This is a genomic window from Algoriphagus litoralis (assembly GCF_003259255.1).
GTDB classification, from domain to species: domain Bacteria; phylum Bacteroidota; class Bacteroidia; order Cytophagales; family Cyclobacteriaceae; genus Algoriphagus; species Algoriphagus litoralis.
Map to the genome: position 1 here is coordinate 107,446 of NZ_QGOL01000003.1, position 15,716 is coordinate 123,161.

Below are 15,716 nucleotides of genomic sequence, written 5' to 3' on the forward strand. Positions count from 1 at the left end.
TTTATTTTTTCGAAGAAGTGGCCTCATCCGGTCCCACAGGAGGTACCATGATTACTTTTTCCCGATCAACCATCACAGATCCCGGGGCGGATCCTTTAACTTTTCTTACAAATTTGGCTTCAGTATAGATCACTGGAGCAAGAGATTCGGTTTTATATTTAGAATAGAAAGCCGCTAAACCAGCTGCACGTTCCAGCACAGTATTCGGTAGAGCATTCATCCCCTTCATCCGAATGACCACATGGGAGCCGGGTACTTGTCGGGCATGAAGCCACAGGTCGTCCTTGTGGATGTATCCTCTCAGCATCTCGTCATTGTCTTTGGCAGATTTGCCTACCCAGATCGTGAATCCTTCAAATTCAAAAATCTTGAAAGGTAAGCCCGAGGCTTCCTTGGTTATTGCTTTATCCTCCTTATTTGCTTTTTGATAGGTTTTGAGGCCTTTGTGACCAGTGATTTCTTCTATGGAAGCTATTTTTTGCTCCAGTTCAGATTTTAGGAAGATTTTGGAGTCGATTGTTTTTGCGATTTGGTCAAGTTCGATTTGTCGGTTTTTGGATTTGCGATAGAGCGATTCGGCAAGTTGTTGGGGTTTTTGGTTAGGTTTGAGCTTGACTTTTACCATTTTACCGGAATAAAAATCCATCAATTCGCCCTCATTTTTCCCGTCTTTGAATTCATGAAGATTGGCCATGATCACATCCGCTAGCTGACTGGGAGGAGCTGCGTCCTTCAACTCCTCCAGCTTTGAAGTCGATTTTTCGATGTAGGAAGTAGTTCGCTTGAGCTGATCTTGGTAATTCTTGAGCAGGGTGTTTTTTTCTTTTTCGAAATTCCCTTTTACCAAAGCCAAGTGAAACAATTCATTGACAGCTTCCACTGGATCTGAAAAAGTTTTCAAGGGATGCTCCTCTGGCAAAAGACTCAACTGAACTCCGTCCTTTTCTACCAAGGTGAAAAGTGGACTGTCCATAATGTCCAGTAGGTCTTGCATCAACATCCATTTTTGACCGATTGCAGCCTCTGGGTAGCCACGTTCTTTGAGCCAAGCCCTGGGAATATTTCCCAAAGTTGGCAAGAATTGGGAGGCGTTCCCGTCCAGCTCTTTAAATCGATCAAGTCTTAAATCGAGGTGACGATTCAGACTTTCCCACGCCAAGTCTTTGTCTTCTTTGATTTCGTTTCTGAAAAGTAGGGACGGAGTTCTCCCTTCATTTTGGTAAAGAAGTACATTGCTTCGGTTGCCATGGAGCTTGATGACGAGCTTTTTGCCTGAGGCTAAATCAAAATAAAAAGCCCGCTCAAAACTGAATACCCCGCATTTCACCAGTTGATCATCCAGAAGTTCTTGAAACAGATTGATGCTGTTTCGCTTGGCCCTATGAAATTGCTCAGGGAAGCTTAGGTAAATTTGCGGAGGTAATAAATGAGCCCTAATGTACCGATAGCCAGCGGGACCATCTGTTTCAATGATCAGTTCATCTTTGCTTTGGGAAAAACAGGATCTAATGATATTTCCTACGAATGCTTCGTGCAAAGCAGGCGCTAGGTACTTCAGAAAATGGTAATTGAGATGCATCAAGCCAAAGTTAACTCCAAGCCGTCATAGCCCAAAGCAATCCCCTCAGGAAGCTCTCGGTCAATCCGCTCATGGAGTCCAAGGCGATGCGAGATGTGTGTGAAATAGGTCTGCCTTGCTCCGATTTTCTGCGCCATCTCCACAGCCTGATCCAGAGTAAAATGCGAAATGTGCGATTCTTTTTGCAGTGCATTTAGCACCAATATCTCAGTACCTTCCAGAAGTTTCAAAGATTCATCTGGGATGAAATTGGCATCGGTGATGTAGCTAAAGTCCCCAAATCTAAAACCCAAAACGGGCAGCTTGTAGTGTAGCACAGGAATGGGAGTGACCGAAAGTCCATTTACCTGAAATTGATTTTCGGTGATTTCGATCGGATCCACCTGTGGGACTCCGGGATATTTTTTTACACTGAAAATGTAGGAATATTCGCGCTGGATCTGATCCAAAACCTGCCTTCTGCCAAAAATCGGCATGTCAATTTGCTGGGAAAAATTATAGGGCCTGATGTCGTCCAAACCCGCGGTGTGATCTTTGTGCTCATGGGTGAAGATCACGGCATCCAGTTTTTTGATGCCAGCCCGCAACATTTGCATTCTGAAATCCGGTCCTGTATCTACCACCAAGGATACGCCATCCGCTTCCAAATGAATGGATGATCGAAATCTTTTGTCTCTAAAATCCAATGATTTGCAGACTTGGCATTCACATCCGATGACAGGAACTCCCTGGGATGTGCCGGTGCCTAGAAAAGTAACTTTCAAAATTTTAGGGTAGTTTGTCGGAGTTCGTTCAGAAAATCCTGATTTGCTTTCTCTTTGAAATCCTTGGGGTCTAGATTTAATTCATTGATGATTTCAATCAGCGCATTTATTTTTCCATCAATCGGAAAGTACTTGTTGATGATGACTATTTTGGTATCTTTCAGTACACAATAGCCAGACTTGAAGTTCCCTTTTTCATACCGGAGAATGTATTCAGAGGCAGCGAAGAGGTTTTCCAATTTATCCAAAAAATGCTTGGTGTACTTGATGACCATCAGCTCAGAAATTTTTTGACTGTTGCCAACACTTTGTCGTAGTCCAGCGGTTTTTGAATGAAATCATCAAACCCCAATTTGCGAAATTCTTCAGGGGTATAGTTTCTGATGTTGCCACTGATTGCGATCACTGGGATTTTGCTTTTTAGCGGATCCTGAAGCTTGCGGATCTGCTGCAGACAGTCTACGCCATCCATCACGGGCATGCTGATGTCCATCAAGACTAGATCGAAATCTTCCTTTTCCAGCAGATCAAGCACTTGTTTGCCATTTCGGGCTGCTTTCATCTGATAATTTTCAAATGCCAGGACATTTTTGGTCAGGTTGATGATAATCGAACTGTCCTCACCAACAAGGATTTTTTTGGGTATACTCATGGTTCAAAAATAGTTTCTTGTTTTAAAAATTCACGGAATTGAGTGATTTCATTTTGTATAATTTTGATAGCCTCGTGAAATTCGGCTGTTTTCTTGTTTCTTCCCAGATCTTCGGCACGCAAGGCAGCTTCATAAATTCTCATCGCGCCCAATGTTCCAGAATTCCCCTTGATGATATGGATTTTTTCCAAGAGATGCTCGAATTCAGCTTCTGGATACCCCTGGGCTATCAATTGTTCTGTTTCCTTGCATTCCTGTAAAAAATCCTCCAATATCTGTCGAATCAAGGATTTTGAATTGTATTTGAGGAGTTGAGTAATAATTTCGGTATTCAAAATTTCGGCTGAGGAAGCTGAGGATTGGGTAGAATCTGGAGTTTTTTTTGCCCCGCTGAGGTGCTGCCGGATGAGTTGGATGAATTCTTTGGGACGAATCGGCTTGGTGATGAAATCGTCAAAACCATGATCGAGGAAAATCGATCTGTCTGACTCCTCTGCAAAGGCTGTAACAGCCAAAATTGGGCAGGTTGAATTACCCTGACGAATTTTTTTCATTGCGGAGATGCCATCCATCTGCGGCATTTGAATATCCATCAAGATCAGGTCGTAGGCTTTTTCAGCCGTCATTGACACTGCCTCAAGTCCGTTTTTTGCAGATTGGAAGGAAAAGATTTGACCGATAAGATTTTCGAAGAGTTTCCGATTCAGGTCATTGTCTTCTACGATTAATACGGTTTTGCTTTTCATGTGATTATAATTTTAATTAGCGGCCGCATGGAATCTCGCATAGAAGTTTGTTATCCCGGTAAGAAACTCTTGAATTAAGCTCGATTTCATACCATTCCTTAAGACTTTTGTCTGAATCAAAAATTCAGTGTTTTGTCCGATAAAAAATTTCTAATTCTGGTCGTTGGTCCAACAGCAGTAGGCAAAACTGACCTTTGTCTAAAGCTAGCCAAAAAATTTAAGACAGAGATTGTTTCTTGTGACAGTCGTCAATTTTACAGGGAAATGAATCTCGGTACTGCCAAGCCCTCTTCTGAGGAGCTTCGCGAGGTGAGACATCATCTGATCAACTCACTTTCCATTGAAGAAGAGTACGATGTCCGCAAATTCGAGAAAGATGCCCTGCAGGTATTGCATCAGATTTTCCAAAAGACACCTGTTGCGATCATGACCGGTGGATCGGGGCTTTTTGCAGATGTGGTCACTGCCGGGCTGGATGAGATTCCTGGAGTAGATCCTCAAATCCGACAGCAGCTGATCCAAGCTTACGAGGAAAAAGGCCTGGAATGGCTCCAGGAGGAGTTGGCAAAAGTCGACCCTGACTATTTCAGCGAAGTAGATCGGCAGAATCCGCAGCGCTTAATTCGTGCGCTGGAAGTTTGTAGGGGCACCGGACAGAAATTCAGTTCTTTTCGTATCAAAAAGAAAGTGTCTCGGTCGTTTGAAGTCATCAAAATAGGTTTGGATCGGCCGAGAGAAGAACTTTACCAGCGGATCGATATGCGGATGGACCAGATGATTGCCGCTGGACTATTTGATGAGGCAGATGCACTTTTTGGAAAACACCACCTCAATGCCCTACAGACAGTGGGGTATTCTGAGATTTTTGAATTTATGGAGGGAAAATATGACCGCGAGGAAGCAATCCGGCTTCTAAAAAGAAATTCCCGACGATATGCCAAGCGACAATTGACTTGGTTTCGTCGGGATGAAGAGATTCGTTGGTTTCACCCGGATCAAGGGCAGGAGATTCTGGACTGGATCGCCAATCAGATGGGCTGAAACCCTGCAATCTTGGCGATCCAATTGTAAGGCGCTTTTTTGATCAGCTTGTTGTATTGATACTTGTTTATTTTGAGCTGGCGAATGATCTCAAGGCTTTTTTTGGATAGTTTTTCCTGCGGTAATTGCTTTTTCAGGTTTTCCAAAACGATCTCGGGATCCGCGATTTCTCCCAAAATCAATCCGATTTCGGGATGAGCCAAGCCTAATTTAGAGAACAATTCCCGCTGGAAATTGAGCTTTTGCTGCATGGTATTTTTCACCGTCAGGAAAAAAAGCAGACATGCTCCACTTACCGTCAAAAACAAAGGAATAAAGCCCATATCAAATACTTAAAATGTCGATTAATGCCAGATGATCTGGGTGCAGTGGTTTGGGTTTGCCGATACAGTCGCCAAATGAGGTATACACGATGTTTTGGTCCATGACACCGGCCATGCAGTTGGTCTTACCTGCGATCAGCCCGTCAACAGCAGCCATACCGCATCTGCTTCCTAAAACACGATCACGCGCCGTTGGGTTTCCACCACGCTGAATATGACCTAGGGTAGTGACTTTAAACTCTTTGCTCGGATCTTTGATTTTTTCCTTGACCACTTTCATGATATGCTCGGCATTTCCAAGATCATCTCCTTCAGCAACTACGATGATGCTGGATGATTTGGACTTTCGAAGGTTTTTAAGAGATTTCACTACGCTATCCAAGTCTGTCTGAGTCTCAGGCACCATCACAAATTCGGCTCCGCCACCGATTCCACACTCTACTGCAATGAACCCCGCATCGCGTCCCATCACTTCCACAAAGAAAATTCGATCATGGGCTGCAGCCGTGTCTCTGATTTTGTCGATCGCTTCCAGAGCAGTATTCACTGCGGTATCAAATCCGATGGTGAAATCTGTGCCATAGATATCGTTGTCTATCGTACCCGGACAGCCAACGGTAGGGATTCCATATTCTTCAAAAAAAACCTTGGCACCGGTAAAAGTCCCGTCTCCACCGATGGCCACGAGTCCTTCTATTCCAAGCTTGGAGAGGTTTTCAAAGGCTTTTTTTCTCCCCTCAGGAGTTTTAAACTCCATGGATCGGGCAGATTTGAGAATGGTTCCCCCTCGCTGGATAATATTGCTGACCGAGTGAGAATGCATGCGCTTGATGTCACCCTCTATCATTCCTTCGTAGCCTCGCTGAATTCCATAGACTTCAAGTCCACGGTAGATTCCAGTTCGTACTACTGCTCGAATGCATGCATTCATTCCAGGGGAATCTCCACCGGAAGTAAAGACGGCTATTTTCTTCATCATTTATAGGTTTTTGGCCGGGCAAAAATAGATATTTAAGCAGCAATACCCTCAGATGTCTCAATTATTCAAACCCAAATTTAAAAGCAGGGTTGGGAAATCGGCATTAAGTTATTGAGGTAATGACAACGAAAAACTTAACCTTTTAAAAATGTCCGAAAACGCCAAAACGCCCATTTTTCCTTTGCCAGAATTAGGTCTGGGTTGTATGTCTCTGCCTGATAGCTACTTCGAAGCTGAGAAAATCATTCACGCGGCCATTGATTCCGGAATTTCTTTTCTGGATACGGCAGACCTATATCAAAAAGGTCAAAATGAATCTCATATCGGCAGAGCAATTCAGTCCAAAAGAGCTGATTTGATTTTAGCTACCAAAGTTGGAAATGAATGGAACCCAGAGGGAACTTCCTGGTCTTGGAATCCGACAAAGGCCTATATTTTAAAAGCAGTTGAGGAAAGTCTTCGCCGATTGCGAACCGATTACATCGATCTCTACCAACTTCATGGGGGTACAATCGAGGATCCTTGGGAAGAGACGCTGGAGGCTTTTGAACTGTTGAAAGATCAGGGAAAGATCAAAAGCTTTGGGATTTCTTCGATCAGACCCAACGTCATCCGGAAGGTGATGGAAATGAACCCACCGGCCACGATAATGATGCAATACAGTCCTGTGGACCGGAGACCTGAGGAAACAGTTTTTCCTCTTCTAGAAAATTCAACCACCCGTGTGCTGGTCAGAGGAGCTTTTGCCAAAGGAATCTTGATAGACAAACCTTCGGCGCAATTCCTGGATTTTCCGAAGGAGAAAGTCGAACAGCTTAGAAAATCAATTCAAAGCACAGGATATGCTCCAGAGGCTGTTTTGATCCGCTTTGGGTTGATGGAGAAAGCTGTCTCCTCCCTGATCATTGGAGCGAGTACTGCAGAGCAAATTGAAAAAATCACCAAGGGATATGCGGAAAGTAAGTCCGTTCCGGAGCGCTTGATCCAAGATTTGAAAAGCAAATTTACCCCCAATCTATATCAAGACCATCGGTAACAAAGCTTTTGCGAAGCTATCTCAAATCGCTTACTTTCGAAATCACACTTTCACCCAAATGCTATGCTTCGGAGATTTATTGGCTTGATCGGCCTGATCGCTCTTTTTTCCTGTCAAAGTCCAACCCAACACCCCGAACTCAGCCGCTGGGAAGCGCAGGCTGAGCGAGTGGAGATTGTCCGTGATGATTTTGGCGTGCCTCATATTTATGGCGAGTCAGATGCAGATGCTGTTTTCGGTTTGCTCTATGCGCAGTGCGAGGATGATTTCCGTCGGGTGGAACGAAACTATGTCTGGGCAATCGGTCGACTGGCCGAATTGGAAGGGGAGGAGGCTATTTACTCTGATCTGAGAGCCAATCTCTACATGACCGAAGCAGAGGCTAAAGCAGCTTATGAGACCGCTCCGGATTGGCTCAAGGAGCTTTGTGTGGCTTTTGCTGATGGAGTCAACTACTACCTGCATACCCATCCAGAGGCGAATCCTCAAGTGATTACCCATTACGAACCTTGGATGCCAATGTTTTTCTTCGAGGGCTCCATCGGTGGGGATATCGAGAGCATTTCTACCCGAGGAATTGAAGCTTTTTACGAGGCCAATGAAGCGGTAGCCTTTGTCGAAGAGGACTTGCTAGTCGAGCCCCAAGGCTCCAATGGAATAGCCATCTCACCTGAGCTCAGCGAATCAGGTAACGCCATGCTACTGATCAATCCGCATACCTCCTTTTATTTCCGTCCGGAAGTGCATGTAGTCAGTGAGGAAGGTCTAAATGTCTATGGTGCGGTAATCTGGGGCCAATTTTTTGTGTATCAAGGTTTCAATGAGAAAACCGGATTTATCCATACCTCTACTTTTGTCGATTTCAAGGATGAATTTGAAGAAGAGATCGTGGAGACAGCTGGCAAGTTCCAATACAAATACGGGGAAGAACTCCGGGATGTGGAGCAACAAACCTTGGTCTTGAAATACAAAGAAGGAGCCGAACTGAAAGAAAAAGAATTCACCTTCTACCGAACGCACCACGGTCCGATTACCCACAAAAACGGCGATAAGTGGGTCGCTACCAAAATCAATTGGGATCCGGTCAAAGCCCTTTCACAAAGCTATACCCGAACCAAATTGAACAACTACGCGGAGTTTAAAGACATGATGGATATCCGTACCAACTCCTCCAATAATACCGTTTTTGCGGATGCTGAGGGCAATATTGCCTATTTCCATGGCAACTTTATACCGAAGCGAAACCCCGAATTTGACTTTTCAAAACCAGTGGACGGTAGCAATCCGGCGACAGATTGGCAAGGCTTGCATACCGTAGATGAAAGTATTCTGATCCTCAATCCTGAGAATGGATGGATCCAAAACTGCAACTCAACGCCCTTTACTGCAGCAGCGGAATTCAGTCCCAAAAAGGAAGATTATCCGGCCTACATGGCTCCGGATGCAGAAAATTTCCGGGGTGTTCATGCAATCAAAGTTCTTCAGGAAGTGGAGAAATTGAATTTGGACAGCTTCCTTCAATTGGCGTATGATCCGTATTTGCCTGCCTTTGAGTTTTTGATGCCTGAGCTGATTGCCGCTTTGGAGAAAAGTGGGAAATCTGAGCAGAAAGAGGTTATTGAGCTGTTGAAGGCCTGGGATTATCGGACTTCCAAGGTATCGGTGGCAATGTCAGTGGCCCATTTCTACGGGGAAAATTACCAGCGCGAGTTCCGGAGCATGAACCGGTTCATCAATCCGATGCCGGATGCGAAAGTGCCTACTACAGCTGAGCTTGTAGCAGTGTTTGAAAAAACCATTGCCCAGATGAATGCCGACTTTGGCACTTGGAATAAGCCTTGGTCAGAGATCAACCGCTTCCAGCGTCTCTCCGGGGATATCGAGCTGAAATATGATGACAGTGCACCATACGTCCCCATAGGTCTTGCTTCCGGCAATTGGGGAGCTTTGGCTGCTTTTGGAGCCAGAACTTTTGAAGGAACCAAGCGACTCTATGGCTATCGTGGAAATAGCTTTGTAACTGTAGTGGAATTTGGCGAAAAAGTAAAAGCCAAGACCATCCTCGCTGGCGGTCAAAGCGCCGATCCAAATAGCCCTCACTTCTTTGACCAGGCCCAGCGCTATGCCGATGTGGAATTCAAAGAGGTGGCATTTTATAAGGAAGATGTGGAGAAACGAGAAAAAGAGCGCTATCGTCCAGGTCAGCGAAAGTAAATCCAAGAAGCCCGATTTTAGATCGGGCTTTTTTGAATAAAAAAAATCCAACCGGAAAGCATACTTAGCTATCCTGTTGGATTCAAAAATGGGAATAGAAAGGGGAGGAAATGGTCAATGACATTTTCCAATCCACCCAACTTCTTGAGCTCCTAGCTCCCTAACATCCTACTAATTCTCCAATCCAAGTCTGTTGATCTCGGATAGGAGCTTTACCACTCGCTGATCAAACTGCTGGCTCAGGGTCGTGAAGTCGTCCTTCTTGATCAATTTGCCATGGCTGGTGAAGAAAAAATTGATCTTCTGCTCTGTTGGAAAAATGAGGAATCGGCTATTGTTGCCCAATTGCACCTGAAGTGCATTGGCGGCCGGAGATTTGGAGGGAATGATTCTTCCGCTCAGGAGATTTTTCAGCGTCCCGTTGCTCAGGTCTTCGATGCTGGTGATCTCGGTCATGCCTAGAGTCAAAGGCGGTTTCTTTTTCAGTCGGGCGATTACCTTTTTGAAAAAGAGCTTCTGTGAAGGTTCTTCAATGGAAACAGCCAGATTTTTTTCGCGCTGAAATCCATAATCCGTGTAGATGGCTATCAAGCTGTCAAAAAGGGTATGGTCCTCACTTTTTGCCTTTTTCGCAGCTAAAATCAATCTCGACAGTAAGTAGCCCAAGCTGTCTTGCTGTCCTTTAAGTAGGATTTCCTGATTTTCAGAAATGAAGAGCGTCTCGTCAGGTTCCGACATCAAAAAATCCGCATGCTCCTTCAGTGGAGTAGGCAAGTTGGGAATGGTGGTAATCGACGCATCATGCTTTGCAAAGAGTTTTTCCAACAAATCGGTGATGAAAATCGACTTTTTGCAACTCAGTGACCCATGATTTTCAAGCAAAAGCTTGGCAAGAATCAGGGAAGTATGGTGAATATTGAGCAGCACAAAGCTTCCAGATACAAGCTTTCGCACACCCAGTGTAAACTTATCGTAAGTGGAATCCACCGCAATGACCAGATCGATGCCGTTTTTCTCAGCATAGTCAAATACCGGCTTGAGGTGTCTAAACGTAAATGTGTCCTCCAGTCCGGTAAGCGGTTCGGCTATTTTCTGCCACTGCACGTCAATTTCTAGATTTGACAGTTTGGCGATCAGATCTTCCTGTGGGTTTTCTGATGTGATGAGAACTTTCAGCCCCTCTCTTTCTTTTTCGGTTTCAATTTGTCCTTGAACTTCTTCATTTGTTGCATTCTCGATCATCTTCTTTCTTTTTTATTTGGTATTCACACAAGGACAACACCCGAAACGGGAAATCAATTCCACGGGGTAATTCTCTGGGATTTTTAGGCTAAATCGTCCACTACAAGCTTGTAAGTCGGATCTTCGATGATATTGACATCGATAATCTCATCCGCTTTTGCCAAAAGTCTTTTACAATCAGGGCTCAATCAACGAAGGTGAGCTTTTTTACCCGGTTTATGGTAAGGTTTGGCGATTTTATTCCGAAAAGAAAAATAGAATTCCTCCGACATTTCCCGTCCACATCCACAAAATTGCTTTTCGTTTTCAGGTAAACAGATATCTTTAGAGAAAAGAACTGCAAATGGAAAAGTCATCTAGCTCAAATTTCTCCACCAAAAGCCTCTACCGCGAAATCGACGCCTTGATGTATGAAAAATTTGGATTGACGGAAGAGGAGATAAGGATAGTGGAAGGAGGGTGAGGGATGAAAAAATCCAAATTATTTTTCAGCGAACATATTAAGGAGCTCTTTAGTAAGAATCAAATACATCCATTTATTTGGGCTTTAGTTGGAGGATTTATTTTATTTGTTTTTCAGCAAATCTTTGATTCCTACAAATAGCCAGAGAAAGTGTATGTAATTAACCAAAATGAAGCCAAAGACACCACAATTACAATAGTTGAAATAGTTCCTGACTATGATTTTTTGAAAAATTTTTTAAATATACAGATTGGGAGAAATAAGAATCATGAAAATAATACAGAAATCAATCTTTCAATTGATTCCATTTATTCAAAAATTGAGGAAGATTTAAAAAGCAAAATTGATTCCTTGAAACTAAATAATTTAAGTATAATTAGACCAGATATTACAACTAATATTATTTCTTCAAAGAAGCCGGATATTTCAAGGAAGGCTTTAGCTAGCTTAAATAGGCCGTTGTTTAGCTTACCGAAAAATGTAAAGGGGTATATTAATTCTCCTTTTAATTCAATTGGAGTAATAAGATTAAATTCAAATGAATTTAAAAGAAATGAAAAAATTGAAGTTACAGTTGAGACATTTTACAAAAAAGGGGAAATTGAATTAAGTCCTTTTTATGTTTCAATTTTGGAGAAGGAGGAAAATTCGAACTATATCCAAATATGGCAAGATCAATTCGCATTGGTAGACGAAAAATCTCTAATTTCATTTTCTTCAAATTTTAAACCTGGAAATTATATCTTAGAAGTTGGAGCATATGATCTGACCACTATTAATAATGAATACCCAAATTTCCATATTGAGCGATTTAATTTAAGAATTGAATAAAAGGAATGAAAGTGTCCATCATAAAAGCACCATACTGACTGTAGAATTAGAGTTAGGTTCAAAGGTTTTGTAACTAGACTTGACCGATAAATCGGCCCCACCTCTGAGTAGTCTAATGCCTTTCTTCTTTGAGGTTCTCTTGGCGCTAGGTGTAGATTTACACTTTACTATCTTTTAGAATTATTGGCCGTGTTCATTCCCATCCCGTAGGGATGATATCTGGGTAGAGAAAATCATGTACCCAAATATATTCGAACTCGATAGGGGTCGTATTGTTCTATCTAGCGATGTTTTCTACCGATATCAGACCCGTACCGGGTCATTTTTTTCATTTGGAGGATATCAAAGAGGAAAGAGGGTATTTCCGAAGTACCCCTTTCCCCGACAATCGCTGTCATTACTTTCGGATACCAAAAGGCAATTTCCTATTTTTAGTTCCTTATCAAGACATGCCATGGCCAAATCGGGACAAATCGAACAGCAGAAAATTCTTCGGGTATTTAAATTGATTAATCTCCTACAGGGAACAATCGGCAAGCCGGTTCATCGGCTAGCGGAACTTTTGGAGACGGATGAGCGCACGATCTACCGGTATTTCAAACTTTTGGAAGCCTTGGGTTTTGTGGTGATCAAGGAATTTAACAAGTACAAAATTAACGAACGGCCCGAATACCTCTCCGCTGCCTCGACTTTTGGGACTTTTTCCCAAGAGGAAAATGTCTGGCTCAAAAGCCTGATCGAGAGCCAAGGGAAATCCAATCTGCTCCGGGATTCCCTTCTGCAAAAACTCCAGCTCAAGTCCGAAGTCAAGCAAGGCTCCGAGCAACTCTTCAAGGCCAACTTGGGCCGATTTGTCGACCTGATCGGGCAGGGGATTTCCTTGAAAAAGCAACTCTGGCTCAAGGATTACTATTCACTCAGCAGCGATACGGTCTCGGATCGCTTGGTGGAACCGGTCGGATTCTCTTCGGATTATGAAAATATCCATGCCTTTGAATTGGAGAGCAAAAGCATGAAAGTTTTCAAAATAGAGCGGATAGGAGATGTGGTGCTCGGTTCGGAGGCATGGAAATACGAAAGCAAACACGAGCTGCCTGGACAGGCGCTTTTTGGATATACTGGAAAGCGGAAATTCCCGGTCAAATTAAAGCTCAGCAAAAAGGCGTATCAGCTCATGCTGGAGGAGCACCCCAATGCTTTGCCTTTTATGACGATCAAAAACCGAAATCACTACTATTTCATTGGTGAAGTGGCCCAATTGCCGGGCTTAGCTCGATTTATCCTGGGACTTCCCGGTGAGGTCAAACTAGAAGAAGGGGAGGAAATGCGTGCTTACCTGAAGGAGCAGCTTGATCGAGGAGTGTTTTAGGGTTTGAGATTTGAGATTCGAATTTTCAAATCTCAAACCCCAAATCTCAAATTCGGTTATCCCTGATGCTCGTCCCGAAGAAGGTCGTTGACAGTTTTTACCGGATTGAAGGTGATCAGTGGCACTTCGACAAATAGTGTGTTCCAACCTGCCATGGCGCCATTCCATAAGCCTGGAAGTTCGAGTGCTTTAAGATCGCGACCGCTTTTCGATTTCTCGGTGATAAATCCAGTCTGCATATCTCTGAATTTCAGGAGATCAAAGGAATTGCCTTGGTAATCCTTGGTTCCACAGACAAGATCCACGGGGTTGAAGTGGGTAGAGGCTTGGAAGTGTTTCTTGGATTCCGAATCGGTAAGGTCGATTTGGGCAGTTTCGAGGATCTGAAGGGATTGCGAACCATCCGCTTCCAAGATCCAAAAAGGTCCGCCTCCGGGTTCGCCGGTGTTCTTAACCATGCCGCAGACTCGGATCGGTCGGTTTAGTTTGGCTTGTAGGAACGCTGCTTTTTCCTCGAGCGAAAGTGAATCAAAATCAGCAGGAAGCTTACCTCCCAAATCTCCCGTATAGACGCTTTCCGCCATGCCTACGAAAGAATCACTCACTCCGCTTTCCATTCCGCTGAGGGCCGAAAAAACCTTCTCCTGTACCTCCAAAAGCAATCCTGCAATGGCCATTTTGTAGGTTTTGGTGGGTTCTTTCAGGCGGTCCGGTACGACATTGTCAATATTTTTGATGAAAATCAGATCCGCTTTGATGTCATTGAGATTTTCCAAAAGCGCGCCATGACCTGCTGGTCTGAAGAGCAGACTTCCGTCGGATTCTTCGAAAGGTTCATTCGCCATGGTGACCGCCACGGTGTCGGTGGATTTTTTCTGCTGGGAATAGCTGACTTCAAACTTCAGTCCGATTGAGGCCTTAAGGCCCGCCAAGACGGAATCAATTTCGAGCTTGAATTTTTCTTCATGTTCGGGAGAAACCGTGAAGTGGATTTTGACAGTGTTATTTTTCCCGATGCCATACTGCACGCCTTCCACCAGATGTTCATGTGCTGGGGTACGGTTTTCGGTAGGATAGCTGTGGAAGCGCAGGAGTCCTTTGGGAAGGCTGCCGTAGGCCAATCCATCCTCGGACAGCAATTCTGAAATGATCTTCTTGGCATCTCCGGAATCTAAACAGGCCTGAATGCTGCTTCCTTTTTGCTGTAACGATTCATCCAGATCAGCATAAAAAGCAAATTTTGAGATGTTGGCGATGAACTTCTGTACAAAACTGCTTTTAGACAAGTCACCGTCACCTTCCAAAAAAGAGAACAAATCCTTGAACATCCGGGAGGCAGCTCCAGAAGCGGGTACAAATTTCACCACGTCAATCTTCGCCGCTTTTTCCGGATAGGTTTGGGTGAAATGTGCCAATTCCGTTTCGCTGAGGACTCTGATTCCATCTTGTGGAGTAGCCGGGCCGGTGATTTTCAGAAAAGGGAAGCCGTTTTTGAAATTATCAATCTGCTGCGCTACTGTTTCAGGGTTCATTCCCTGTGCCTCTATTTTGCTTTTTAGCGTAGTATCCATGGTTTTTGGGTTATAAAAGTTGCAGAGGTAAGATAGCAGGCTTCTTTGCTTTGCTCAAATCCCCTTGTTTATTTTTTTGAAAAAAAATCAAATTCAAAAAGATTGCCCTCAAAAGCCCATTCGTTTCAGGAACTCTTCCCGCTTCCCGGGAGAAATACTTACCTGTCTGTCGTTGTTCATGACGATATATCCCCCCTCAGCCCGGATATACTTCTTTACTTCACCAAGATTGATCAGGAAGCTGTTGTGAACACGCATGAAATTGGCGTCCTGAAGCATATTTTCGTATTCCTTGAGATTTTTGCTGACGACGAGTTTTCGCCGGTCGGAGAGATGGAAGTCGGTATAGGATCCATTTGCTTCACAGAAGAGAATTTCCTTGGTAGGGATGAATTCTACTCCTTCGGCAGTCGAGAGGCAGATTTTGCGGTTTTCCAGAGAACCTGACTGCATGTTGCTCAGGAGATTTTCCAGTAGATGCTGATGATTTTCAGAAGCGATGAGGTTTTTGGCTTTCTGCACTGCCAGGATCAATTCGTCCAAATCGATCGGTTTCAGGAGGTAATCAATGGAGCTGAATTTGATGGCTTTGATGGCATAGTGCTCAAAGGCCGTAGTGAAAATGAGATGGAAATCAAGGTGACGTACTTTTTGCAATACATCAAAACCTGTCCCAGTCTGGAGTTCGATATCCATGAATACCAAATCAGGATGAAGCTGTGAGATCTTTTCTACGGCCTCAGTCACAGTAGCAGCGGTGTCTACGACGGCTACTTCGGGGCAATATTCCTTCAGAAAACTTTTTAAAGTCTCCCTGCTGTGGAATTCATCCTCAACGATGATAGCGTTTAGTTTTATTGGCATAGGATTCTCATTTTTCTTTGATTTTCTTCATTCCAAGAGCAA

At 43.8% G+C, this 15,716-nt stretch carries 15 protein-coding genes; 5 read left to right on the forward strand and 10 right to left on the reverse strand.

Annotated elements, in window-relative coordinates; genetic code table 11:
* Position 1 precedes the first annotated feature (1 nt).
* From DK188_RS03770 to DK188_RS03790, 5 genes are read right to left on the reverse strand one after another with little or no spacing between them, the layout of a single operon-like run.
* Positions 2-1,579, reverse strand: a complete 1,578-nt coding sequence (locus tag DK188_RS03770; RefSeq protein ID WP_111669469.1) for an NFACT RNA binding domain-containing protein — start codon at positions 1,577-1,579, stop codon at positions 2-4.
* Positions 1,579-2,343, reverse strand: coding sequence for an MBL fold metallo-hydrolase (locus tag DK188_RS03775; protein WP_111669470.1), 765 nt, complete (start codon positions 2,341-2,343; stop codon positions 1,579-1,581). Before DK188_RS03775 ends, DK188_RS03770 begins: the two co-directional genes overlap by 1 nt.
* Complete coding sequence (locus DK188_RS03780) at positions 2,340-2,618, reverse strand: hypothetical protein (protein ID WP_111669471.1); 279 nt, start codon at positions 2,616-2,618, stop codon at positions 2,340-2,342. The genes DK188_RS03775 and DK188_RS03780 overlap by 4 nt, the downstream gene beginning before the upstream one ends.
* The gene (locus DK188_RS03785) at positions 2,618-2,995 is read right to left on the reverse strand and encodes a response regulator (RefSeq protein WP_111669472.1); all 378 of its coding nucleotides are present in this window, start codon (positions 2,993-2,995) and stop codon (positions 2,618-2,620) included. The genes DK188_RS03780 and DK188_RS03785 overlap by 1 nt, the downstream gene beginning before the upstream one ends.
* On the reverse strand, positions 2,992-3,741 hold the full coding sequence (locus tag DK188_RS03790) for a response regulator (protein WP_111669473.1): 750 nt from the start codon (positions 3,739-3,741) through the stop codon (positions 2,992-2,994). Before DK188_RS03790 ends, DK188_RS03785 begins: the two co-directional genes overlap by 4 nt.
* A 132-nt stretch (positions 3,742-3,873) precedes the next feature.
* Between DK188_RS03790 and miaA the strand changes: the two genes are divergently transcribed.
* Complete coding sequence (gene miaA / locus DK188_RS03795) at positions 3,874-4,782, forward strand: tRNA (adenosine(37)-N6)-dimethylallyltransferase MiaA (RefSeq protein ID WP_111669474.1); 909 nt, start codon at positions 3,874-3,876, stop codon at positions 4,780-4,782.
* On the opposite strand, the gene DK188_RS03800 is transcribed toward miaA, so the two are convergent.
* Both DK188_RS03800 and pfkA read right to left on the reverse strand, forming a co-directional pair.
* Complete coding sequence (locus DK188_RS03800) at positions 4,770-5,105, reverse strand: hypothetical protein (RefSeq protein ID WP_111669475.1); 336 nt, start codon at positions 5,103-5,105, stop codon at positions 4,770-4,772. The two genes, miaA and DK188_RS03800, sit on opposite strands and share 13 nt — an antisense overlap.
* A gap of 1 nt (position 5,106) precedes the next feature.
* Positions 5,107-6,081: a 6-phosphofructokinase gene (gene pfkA, locus DK188_RS03805; protein ID WP_111669476.1), complete on the reverse strand. Its 975-nt coding sequence runs from the start codon at positions 6,079-6,081 to the stop codon at positions 5,107-5,109.
* Positions 6,082-6,232: 151 nt separating this feature from the next.
* Here pfkA and DK188_RS03810 point away from each other — a divergent pair, with 151 nt between their 5' ends.
* Positions 6,233-7,120 (forward strand): aldo/keto reductase, encoded by an 888-nt coding sequence (locus tag DK188_RS03810; protein ID WP_111669477.1) that lies wholly within the window; start codon positions 6,233-6,235, stop codon positions 7,118-7,120.
* Positions 7,121-7,183: 63 nt separating this feature from the next.
* Positions 7,184-9,334 carry an acylase gene (locus DK188_RS03815; RefSeq protein ID WP_111669478.1) on the forward strand — a complete coding sequence of 717 codons (2,151 nt, stop codon included), beginning with the start codon at positions 7,184-7,186 and terminating at the stop codon, positions 9,332-9,334.
* A gap of 171 nt (positions 9,335-9,505) precedes the next feature.
* On the opposite strand, the gene DK188_RS03820 is transcribed toward DK188_RS03815, so the two are convergent.
* Positions 9,506-10,576: a hypothetical protein gene (locus DK188_RS03820; protein WP_111669479.1), complete on the reverse strand. Its 1,071-nt coding sequence runs from the start codon at positions 10,574-10,576 to the stop codon at positions 9,506-9,508.
* A gap of 613 nt (positions 10,577-11,189) precedes the next feature.
* On the opposite strand from DK188_RS03820, the gene DK188_RS03825 reads away from it, so the two are divergent.
* Positions 11,190-11,870: a hypothetical protein gene (locus DK188_RS03825; protein WP_111669480.1), complete on the forward strand. Its 681-nt coding sequence runs from the start codon at positions 11,190-11,192 to the stop codon at positions 11,868-11,870.
* A gap of 454 nt (positions 11,871-12,324) precedes the next feature.
* The gene (locus DK188_RS03830) at positions 12,325-13,239 is read left to right on the forward strand and encodes a helix-turn-helix transcriptional regulator (protein WP_111669481.1); all 915 of its coding nucleotides are present in this window, start codon (positions 12,325-12,327) and stop codon (positions 13,237-13,239) included.
* A gap of 56 nt (positions 13,240-13,295) precedes the next feature.
* On the opposite strand, the gene DK188_RS03835 is transcribed toward DK188_RS03830, so the two are convergent.
* Together DK188_RS03835 and DK188_RS03840 are read right to left on the reverse strand one after the other, a co-directional pair.
* A complete protein-coding gene (locus tag DK188_RS03835) occupies positions 13,296-14,810 on the reverse strand; it encodes a DUF4301 family protein (RefSeq protein ID WP_111669482.1) in 1,515 nt (504 codons plus the stop codon).
* A gap of 108 nt (positions 14,811-14,918) precedes the next feature.
* Complete coding sequence (locus DK188_RS03840) at positions 14,919-15,674, reverse strand: LytR/AlgR family response regulator transcription factor (protein ID WP_111669483.1); 756 nt, start codon at positions 15,672-15,674, stop codon at positions 14,919-14,921.
* Between the last annotated feature and the right edge of the window lie 42 nt (positions 15,675-15,716).

Bases quoted from the DNA above. Each gene is read 5' to 3' on its own strand.
- DK188_RS03810 (WP_111669477.1), top strand. From the start codon at position 6,233: ATGTCCGAAAACGCCAAAACGCCCATTTTTCCTTTGCCAGAATTAGGT.
- DK188_RS03790 (WP_111669473.1), bottom strand. From the start codon at position 3,741: ATGAAAAGCAAAACCGTATTAATCGTAGAAGACAATGACCTGAATCGG.
- DK188_RS03780 (WP_111669471.1), bottom strand. From the start codon at position 2,618: ATGGTCATCAAGTACACCAAGCATTTTTTGGATAAATTGGAAAACCTC.
- DK188_RS03785 (WP_111669472.1), bottom strand. From the start codon at position 2,995: ATGAGTATACCCAAAAAAATCCTTGTTGGTGAGGACAGTTCGATTATC.
- DK188_RS03835 (WP_111669482.1), bottom strand. From the start codon at position 14,810: ATGGATACTACGCTAAAAAGCAAAATAGAGGCACAGGGAATGAACCCT.
- DK188_RS03800 (WP_111669475.1), bottom strand. From the start codon at position 5,105: ATGGGCTTTATTCCTTTGTTTTTGACGGTAAGTGGAGCATGTCTGCTT.
- DK188_RS03840 (WP_111669483.1), bottom strand. From the start codon at position 15,674: ATGCCAATAAAACTAAACGCTATCATCGTTGAGGATGAATTCCACAGC.
- DK188_RS03770 (WP_111669469.1), bottom strand. From the start codon at position 1,579: ATGCATCTCAATTACCATTTTCTGAAGTACCTAGCGCCTGCTTTGCAC.
- pfkA (WP_111669476.1), bottom strand. From the start codon at position 6,081: ATGAAGAAAATAGCCGTCTTTACTTCCGGTGGAGATTCCCCTGGAATG.
- DK188_RS03830 (WP_111669481.1), top strand. From the start codon at position 12,325: ATGGCCAAATCGGGACAAATCGAACAGCAGAAAATTCTTCGGGTATTT.
- DK188_RS03815 (WP_111669478.1), top strand. From the start codon at position 7,184: ATGCTTCGGAGATTTATTGGCTTGATCGGCCTGATCGCTCTTTTTTCC.
- DK188_RS03820 (WP_111669479.1), bottom strand. From the start codon at position 10,576: ATGATCGAGAATGCAACAAATGAAGAAGTTCAAGGACAAATTGAAACC.